Genomic DNA, 7478 nt, shown 5'->3' on the forward strand with positions numbered 1-7478 from the left:
GATCCACGGCGTGCGCTCGTCGTTGTTCATGGGCCTGGCCGCAACAGCGCTGGGCCTGGCCTGGGGCGCGTTGCTGGGGTTGTTGTCGGGCCTTGGACCGCGTTGGCTGGACGCCGCGCTGATGCGCGCCATTGATGTGCTGCTGGCGTTTCCCGACCTGTTGCTGGCGCTGGTCATCATCACGTTCTTCGGTCAGGGCACCGCCAACCTGATTCTCGCCGTGGGCATTGCCGGCGTTCCCCGTTATGCACGACTGGTGCGGGCGCAAACGCTCAATGTGCGTAACGCCGGTTATGTCGAAGCGGCGGTCACCTTAGGGCAATCGCAGCTGGCGGTGGTGCTGCGGCACATTCTGCCGAATGCGTTCAAACCCGTGCTGATCCTCGCCACCATCGGTATCGGCGGCACCATTACGGCTGGTGCGGCCCTGAGTTTCCTGGGGTTCGGTGCGCCGCCTCCCGCGCCGGAGTGGGGCGGGATGATGGCCATCGGTCGCAGCTTCCTGGCCAACGCTCCGTGGCTGGTCGCCTGGCCGGCGCTGGTCATCACCCTCACCGTCGTCTCCATCAGCGCCATTGGCCGCGAACTGCTGCGTCGCAGCGAAGGAAAACCTCTATGAATGCGAATATTCAGACCCTGGGTCCGTTGGTTGATATCCGTGATTTGACGGTGCGTTTCGGCGCGGCCGAAGCGGTGCTGCACGGCGTCAGTGTGCAGGTGCATCGCGGCGAATGCCTGGCGCTGGTGGGGGAGTCGGGGTCCGGCAAAAGCGTGACCGCGCGGACTCTCGCCGGGCTTACCGGCCGGGGTGCGCAGGTGCAGGCGGCCAAACTTGCGTTTCAAGGCATCGACCTGCGTCAGCTCAATGAGCGGCAATGGCAGCGGCTGCGCGGCGCGAGCATCGGATTTGTCATGCAGGACGCGCTGGGTGCGCTGGACCCGTTGCGCCGCGTCGGTGCCGAAATCGAAGAGCCATTGCAGTTGCACACGCCGTTGGGCCTTGAAGCCCGGCGTTTGCGCGTACTGGAGTTGTTGCGCAATGTCGGCGTGCCCGAGCCGGAACTGCGGGCTAGCCAATACCCGTGGCAATTGTCCGGTGGCTTGCGGCAACGGGCGTTGATCGCGTCCGCCATCGCCTGTAACCCACGGCTGATTATTGCCGATGAACCCACCACGGCACTGGACGCGACGGTGCAGGCACAGGTCATCGCCTTGCTGGAAAGCTTGCGCGGTGAGGACAACGCGCTGTTGATGGTCAGTCACGATTTGTCGGTGGTGTCGCGCCTGGCGGACCGTGTGGCGGTGATGCGTCATGGGGTCATCGTTGAGCAGGGGACGACCGAGCAGGTGCTGCAGGACCCGCGTCATCCGTACACCCAGTCGCTGCTGCGGGCTGCCAGGGCCGTGCATTTTCAACCGGCGCACAGGCTGCTCAACGCGGTCGAAACCGAGCCGGAGCCGGTGGGCGAGGTGTTGCTGGAGGCGCGCGGGCTGTCGAAATCTTACATCGGCCCTGACCACCGCAGCCGTACTGTGCTGAACCAGGTGTCGTTGCAGCTGCGTCGCGGTGAAACCCTGGGCATCGTCGGTGAATCAGGCTCCGGGAAGACCACGTTGACCCGATTGATTCTTGGGCTGGAAACCGCCGATGTCGGCGATGTCTGGATCACCGGGCAGCGCTGGTCGACGATGGACACCGCGCAAAAGCGTCTGACGCGGCGCGCGGTACAGGTGGTGTTCCAGGACCCGCTCAATTCCTTCGATCCGCGCTACACGGTGCAACGGGTGTTGTTCGAAGCGTTGGCGGTGGCGGGGTTGCCGCGCCGCGATTGGCGCAGCCGGGCGCTCGAATTGCTCGACCTGGTGCGACTCGACGCCAGTGTGCTGTCGCGCCGGCCGATTGAACTCTCCGGTGGGCAGCGACAACGCATCGCCATTGCCCGGGCGTTGGCGTCGCAGCCGGAAATCCTGATCTGTGATGAGCCAGTGTCGGCGCTGGATGTGTCGGTGCAAGCGCAGATTCTCGAACTGCTCGACGACCTCAAGCGGCGTCTCGGGCTGGCCTGCCTGTTCATTTCCCACGACCTGGGGGTGATCAATCACGTGAGTGATCGCGTGTTGGTCATGAAGGATGGCGTGGTGGTGGAATCCGGCTCGGTGCGCGCGGTGTTCGACCGGCCGGCGCATGCCTACACACGGGCATTGATCGATGCGATTCCGACACTCGAAACCGAGTACACGCCGCCCGCGTTTTTTCTGCAGTTGGCGATCTGAGGGTCTGGTTTGAAAAGGAGTATGGATGGTGCCCAAGCAACTGCACGTCAACCTGTTTGAAATGAACTGTGTGAGCCGGCGATCGATCTGACAGCTTATCCCCGTGAGTGGCTGATCAGTGACTTGGTCAGCCGCCAGGTCAAGGGCTGGCAAAGTTTGCAACGCTACAACCCGGCGTCGACGGTGGGCGCGGTGTTGGCGCAGTTTTCGGGGTTCAATCAGGAGCGTTTTTTTGTCGCGGGGACGCCAAGTGTGGTGGCCGATGAAATCGAGAAATGGCTGGATGTGGATGGCATTGACGGGATCAATCTGCGTCAGTACCTGTCGTTTGAAACGGCCCGGGATTTTATCGAGTTGGTGATTCCTGAATTGCGTCGCCGTGGTCGTTTTCGTGAGCGTTACAACGACGGGGAAACCTTGCGAGAGCGATTGTTCGGGGCCGGCCAGGCGCGGTTGCCGGCCGACCATTTCGGCGCCCGCTTCCGCGATCCCGCGGCGCTTGGGCAACCGGCGTTGCCATTGCGGTTTGCGGCTATAACCGTCTGATATTCACCATCAATGTCGCCTGGTATGGCCTCATCGCGGGCAAGCCCGCTCCCACAGGTATTGGCGGTGTCTGCCATTCCGGGCGCGACACAAATCCCCTGTGGGAGCGGGCTTGCCCGCGATAGCAGGCTGACATTCAACATTGATGCCGCCGGATAGTGCCTCATCGCGAGCAGGCTCGCTCCTACATTTTGATCGGCGGTGGGCACTGGATTTGGGTCCAACACAAATCCATTGTAGGAGTGAGCCTGCTCGCGATGGCGGTCTGACATTCACCTTCGATGTCGCCTGACAAGGCCCCATCGCGAGCAAGCTCGCTCCTACATTTTGATCGGCGGTGGGCACTGGATCTGGGTCCAACACGAATCCCCTGTGGGAGCTGGCTTGCCGGCGATAGCGGTGGAACATACAGCATCGATGTTGCCTGACACGGCGCCATCGCGAGCAGGCTCACTCCTACAGTTTGATCGGCGGTGGGCACTGGATCTGGGTCCAACACAAATCCATTGTAGGAGTGAGCCTGCTCGCGATGGCGGTCTGACATTCACCTTCGATGTCGCCTGACATGGCCCCATCGCGAGCAGGCTCACTCCTACATTTTGATCGGCGGTGGGCACTGGATCTGGGTCCAACACGAATCCCCTGTGGGAGCTGGCTTGCCGGCGATAGCGGTGGAACATACAGCATCGATGTTGCCTGACACGGCGCCATCGCGAGCAGGCTCGCTCCTACAGTTTGATCGGGTGCATCTGCAAGGAAGGATTGGCTGTCGGGCCGTCATCGTCTGAATGCCGCACGGGCCTCGCTCAGCCAACTGTTGCCTCACCAACACTCGCCGCACACATTGTTCTTTCTGACGCCGCGCACTGCCCCATCCTCCACTCAAACCCCCGTGTTTGCTGCTGCAAAAAACCGGCATGCCTTGTGCAATAGCCCTGTTCCCGGACTATAGGCATCAGGACCCATGCGAGCACTTGCCCCTTATTTGCGACTTTACGGCAGCCGACCCAGGTCGCTGTTCAAGCACACGCCCATTGTCGGTATCGCTGCGATGTGCAGTCTGTTGATTGGCTGCGGTCAGGGCGAGTCCACGGTGGCTCGCAGCGATCAGCCGGTCAGCGGCGGGACGTTGGTGTACGCCACTGACCGCGAGCCCACGTGCCTTGATCCGCATGTGGGCGGCGACATGCCGCAGGTTTTCGTAGCGCAGCAGTACCTCGATTCGCTGGTTTCCATGGACGAGGAGGGCCGTATCGGTCCTTGGCTGGCCGAGCGCTGGGAGGTGTCCGCCGATGGTCTGGCGTACACCTTCCATTTGCGCAATGACGTGCGCTTCACCGACGGCACGCCGTTCAATGCTGCCGCGGTCAAGGCCAATCTCGATCACATGGCCAACCCGAAAACCCAGTCCAGCACGGCCGGTGGCTACATTCGCCAATACCGCAGCACCGACGTGCTGAATGACACTACCGCCGTTGTGCACCTGGCGACGCCATATGCCGCGTTTCTGGAAGTGCTGGCGCAAGGTTTTCTCGGGATTCAGTCGCCCACCGCGTTGACGCGCTCTCGTGACGTGAACTGTGAAAGTCCGGTGGGCAGCGGCCCGTTCAAGGTCGTGCGTTGGGATCGTCAGAGCCAGGTAGAACTGGTGCGCAACCCGGATTACAACTGGGCGCCGCCCACGGCCAAACATCAAGGGCCGGCCTGGCTGGACCGTATTGTCTGGAAATTCATTCAAGAGCCGTCGGTGCGTTTTGCCTCGCTGCAGGCCGGCGAAGTGGATGTGATCGAGGCCTTGCCGCCGGAATCCCACGAAGCTGCCCGACGCAATCCAGACCTCGCGTTGATCATCGCCCAGCGTCCGGGCAACCCCACCAATGGCACACTGAACATCACTCGAGCGCCGTTCAATGACCTGAAAGTGCGCGAAGCCTTTGTACGCAGCGCGGATGTCGAGGGCGCGTTGAAAAGCGTGTACTTCAATGAGTTCCCGCGGGCAGGTGGGCCGCTCAGTTCAGCCACACGTTTCTACAGCCCGGACTTCCAGAGCGCCCAGGATTACCAACCCGCCAGAGCCGCGCGGCTGTTGGATGAAGCGGGCTGGACCACCCGCGATGCCGAAGGTTACCGGACCCGGGACGGCAAGCGATTGCAGGTTCACGTGATCATGGGCAATCGCACGCCGCCCTCTGAATACACCCTGTGGGAACAGGTGCAGGCGACCACGCGTCAAGCCGGTTTTGAGTTGATCGTCGAGCAAATGAGCGACGTGCAGAGCACCAAGCGTCAGGCCGACTGGGATTACGACATCCGGCTGGGCTACTGGAACACCAACACCGCCGACGTGCTGCGGATCATCTTCGGCGCTGATTTCATCAGTCCCGCGGGCGTCGGCGGGTATCACCAAAACACCGCCGGCTACACCGATCCCACGTTCGAAGGGCTCGTCCAGGGTGCCTTGACCACCCAGGACGCCGAGCAACGCCGGGCGCTGTATTACCAGGCGCAACAGCTGGCTTCGAGTCAGTACCTGCAATTGACCACCTACCCGCAGAGTTCGCGACTGGGTATCTACAAGACCACTCAAGGCGTGCGCCTGGAACCTTCTCTGGCAGTGACGTACCTCTATGATGCATGGGTGAACAAATGACGAGTGAATCGTTGTTCAACGAACTTCCCAACCCACGGCGCGAGCGTCTTGCCCGGTTGGGACGACGCGCGCTGTGGCGTTTGCTGGGTGGCGTATTGGTGTTGTGGGCGGTGGCGACACTGACGTTTTTCGCCCTGCGCCTGATGCCGGGTGATCCGGTACTGGCCATTCTCGGCGGGCCGAGTGGCAACCCGACAGCCGAAACCATCGCCGAGGCCACCCGTGAATACGGTTTGGACAAACCTTTGGCGGTTCAGTACGCGCTGTACCTGGGCCGTCTGGTTCAGGGCGACCTGGGGGTGTCCTATTCCCAGCACCTGCCGGTGACCCGCGTGCTCGCGGAACAGTCCTGGCCCACGCTGGAGCTGACCCTGACCTCGCTGGTGCTGGCCTGGATACTGGTGCTGGCGCTGACCGTGCTGACAGCGGGCCGTCGGCGTTGGGTGTCGAGCCTGGCTTCGCTGGCGGAAACCCTGTCGGCGGCACTCCCGCATTTCTGGCTCGGGATCTTGCTGCTGGCGGTGTTCGCTTTCGGCCTGCGGCTGTTCCCGCCCGCCGGCAGTGATGGTTGGCGCACTTTGGTGTTGCCGTCGGTGGCGTTGGCGATCCCGTTGGCCGGATTCATCGCACAGGTCACCCGTGAGTCCCTCGAACTGACCCTGGATCAACCCTTTGTGTTGACCGCCCGCACCCGTGGACTCAGTGACACGGCGGTGCGTTTCAAGCACGCGCTGCGCCACGCCGTGTTGCCCGGCATCTCGTTGTCCGGCTGGGCGATTGGCGCCCTCATCAGTGGTGCCGTGGTGATCGAAGTGATCTTTTCCCGCAAAGGGCTTGGCCGTCAGTTGTACCAGGCGGTGCAGGCACAGGACCTGCCGCTGACCATCGGCATCAGCCTGGTGGTCGCCGCCGGGTATGTGCTGGCCAACATCCTCGTCGATCTGCTGTACCTCTGGGTCGACCCACGACAACAGGAGCACGCGGCATGAGTGAACTCCTCCTCGACACACCGCTGCCCGGCATCCGGGTTCAACGCACACCGCGCAAGTGGCGCCTTGGTCCTTTTCTGGCCGTCAGCTTTCTTGGGTTTCTGATCATCGCAGCAGTGTTGCCGCAACTCTTCGCCCACAGCGATCCGTTGGCGATCGTGCCGCACGACGCTTTTCATCCACCCGGCTGGGCGCATTGGTTCGGCACTGATCAGTCCGGGCGCGACATCTTTTCCCGGGTGATCTATGGCACACGCCAATCGCTGTTCATCGGCCTGGCCGCCACGGCCTTGGCGATGTCCATTGCGATTGTTCTGGGACTGCTCGGCGGCCTGGGAGGCGCTTACCTGGACCGAGGCGTTGGCTGGTTGCTGGAAATTCTCTTCGCGTTCCCAAGCCTGATTCTCGCGCTGCTGTTCGTCGCGGTGTTTGGCAGCGGCATTGGTCCGTTGATTGTCGCCACCGGGTTGGGCGGTGCGCCTGGCTACGCGCGGATGGTGCGCGGCCAGGTGTTGGCGGTGCGCAACGCCGGCTACATCGAATCGGCGAAAGCCCTCGGCCACCCACCGCTGCGGATCATCATTCGCCAGCTTCTGCCCAACGCCATGCGCCCGCTGATTGTCACGCTGACCATGGGCGTCGGCCAGGCCATCGTCTGGGCTTCGGCCTTGAGCTTTCTGGGGCTGGGTGCCCGGCCGCCAGCGCCGGAGTGGGGGACGATGCTGTCGATGGGGCGTGATTTCATTGCCAACGCCTGGTGGCTGACGTTTTTCCCGGGGCTGTTCATCGTCCTGACCACGCTGTCGACCACGGTCGCTGGCCGTTACCTGCAACAACGCCTGGAGGGCCGTCTCGCATGAGCGATAAACAGTTGATCGTCGAAGGCCTGTCCATCGAATTCGCCGGCCAGTCGGTGGTGCGCAACCTGTCGTTCACTCTCGCGCCGGGCAAGACCCTGGCGTTGGTGGGGGAGTCCGGTTCCGGCAAGAGCGTCACTGCCCGCAGCCTGATCGGCCTGG

At 62.7% G+C, this 7478-nt stretch carries 7 protein-coding genes; all 7 read left to right on the forward strand.

Annotated features, from left to right (window positions below; translation table 11 throughout):
- A partial coding sequence (locus GBC55_RS29235; RefSeq protein ID WP_247267060.1) for an ABC transporter permease occupies nt 1-619 on the forward strand: 619 nt, incomplete at its 5' end.
- Nucleotides 616-2274 carry an ABC transporter ATP-binding protein gene (locus GBC55_RS29240; RefSeq protein WP_247267061.1) on the forward strand — a complete coding sequence of 553 codons (1659 nt, stop codon included), beginning with the start codon at nt 616-618 and terminating at the stop codon, nt 2272-2274. The genes GBC55_RS29235 and GBC55_RS29240, both read left to right, overlap by 4 nt.
- Before the next feature lie 123 nt (nt 2275-2397).
- The gene (locus GBC55_RS29245) at nt 2398-2820 is read left to right on the forward strand and encodes a hypothetical protein (protein ID WP_235992983.1); all 423 of its coding nucleotides are present in this window, start codon (nt 2398-2400) and stop codon (nt 2818-2820) included.
- A 964-nt stretch (nt 2821-3784) separates the two neighbouring features.
- On the forward strand, nt 3785-5470 hold the full coding sequence (locus GBC55_RS29250) for an ABC transporter substrate-binding protein (protein WP_162441125.1): 1686 nt from the start codon (nt 3785-3787) through the stop codon (nt 5468-5470).
- Nucleotides 5467-6459, forward strand: coding sequence for an ABC transporter permease (locus GBC55_RS29255; RefSeq protein ID WP_162441126.1), 993 nt, complete (start codon nt 5467-5469; stop codon nt 6457-6459). Before GBC55_RS29250 ends, GBC55_RS29255 begins: the two co-directional genes overlap by 4 nt.
- Nucleotides 6456-7319, forward strand: a complete 864-nt coding sequence (locus tag GBC55_RS29260; protein WP_162441127.1) for an ABC transporter permease — start codon at nt 6456-6458, stop codon at nt 7317-7319. Before GBC55_RS29255 ends, GBC55_RS29260 begins: the two co-directional genes overlap by 4 nt.
- On the forward strand, nt 7316-7478 hold a 163-nt coding region (locus tag GBC55_RS29265), incomplete at its 3' end, for an ATP-binding cassette domain-containing protein (protein ID WP_247267062.1). The genes GBC55_RS29260 and GBC55_RS29265, both read left to right, overlap by 4 nt.

The organism is Pseudomonas sp. TNT3 (assembly GCF_010095445.2).
Lineage (GTDB): Bacteria > Pseudomonadota > Gammaproteobacteria > Pseudomonadales > Pseudomonadaceae > Aquipseudomonas.

Bases quoted from the DNA above. Each gene is read 5' to 3' on its own strand.
- GBC55_RS29240 (WP_247267061.1), top strand. From the start codon at position 616: ATGAATGCGAATATTCAGACCCTGGGTCCGTTGGTTGATATCCGTGAT.
- GBC55_RS29250 (WP_162441125.1), top strand. From the start codon at position 3,785: ATGCGAGCACTTGCCCCTTATTTGCGACTTTACGGCAGCCGACCCAGG.
- GBC55_RS29255 (WP_162441126.1), top strand. From the start codon at position 5,467: ATGACGAGTGAATCGTTGTTCAACGAACTTCCCAACCCACGGCGCGAG.
- GBC55_RS29260 (WP_162441127.1), top strand. From the start codon at position 6,456: ATGAGTGAACTCCTCCTCGACACACCGCTGCCCGGCATCCGGGTTCAA.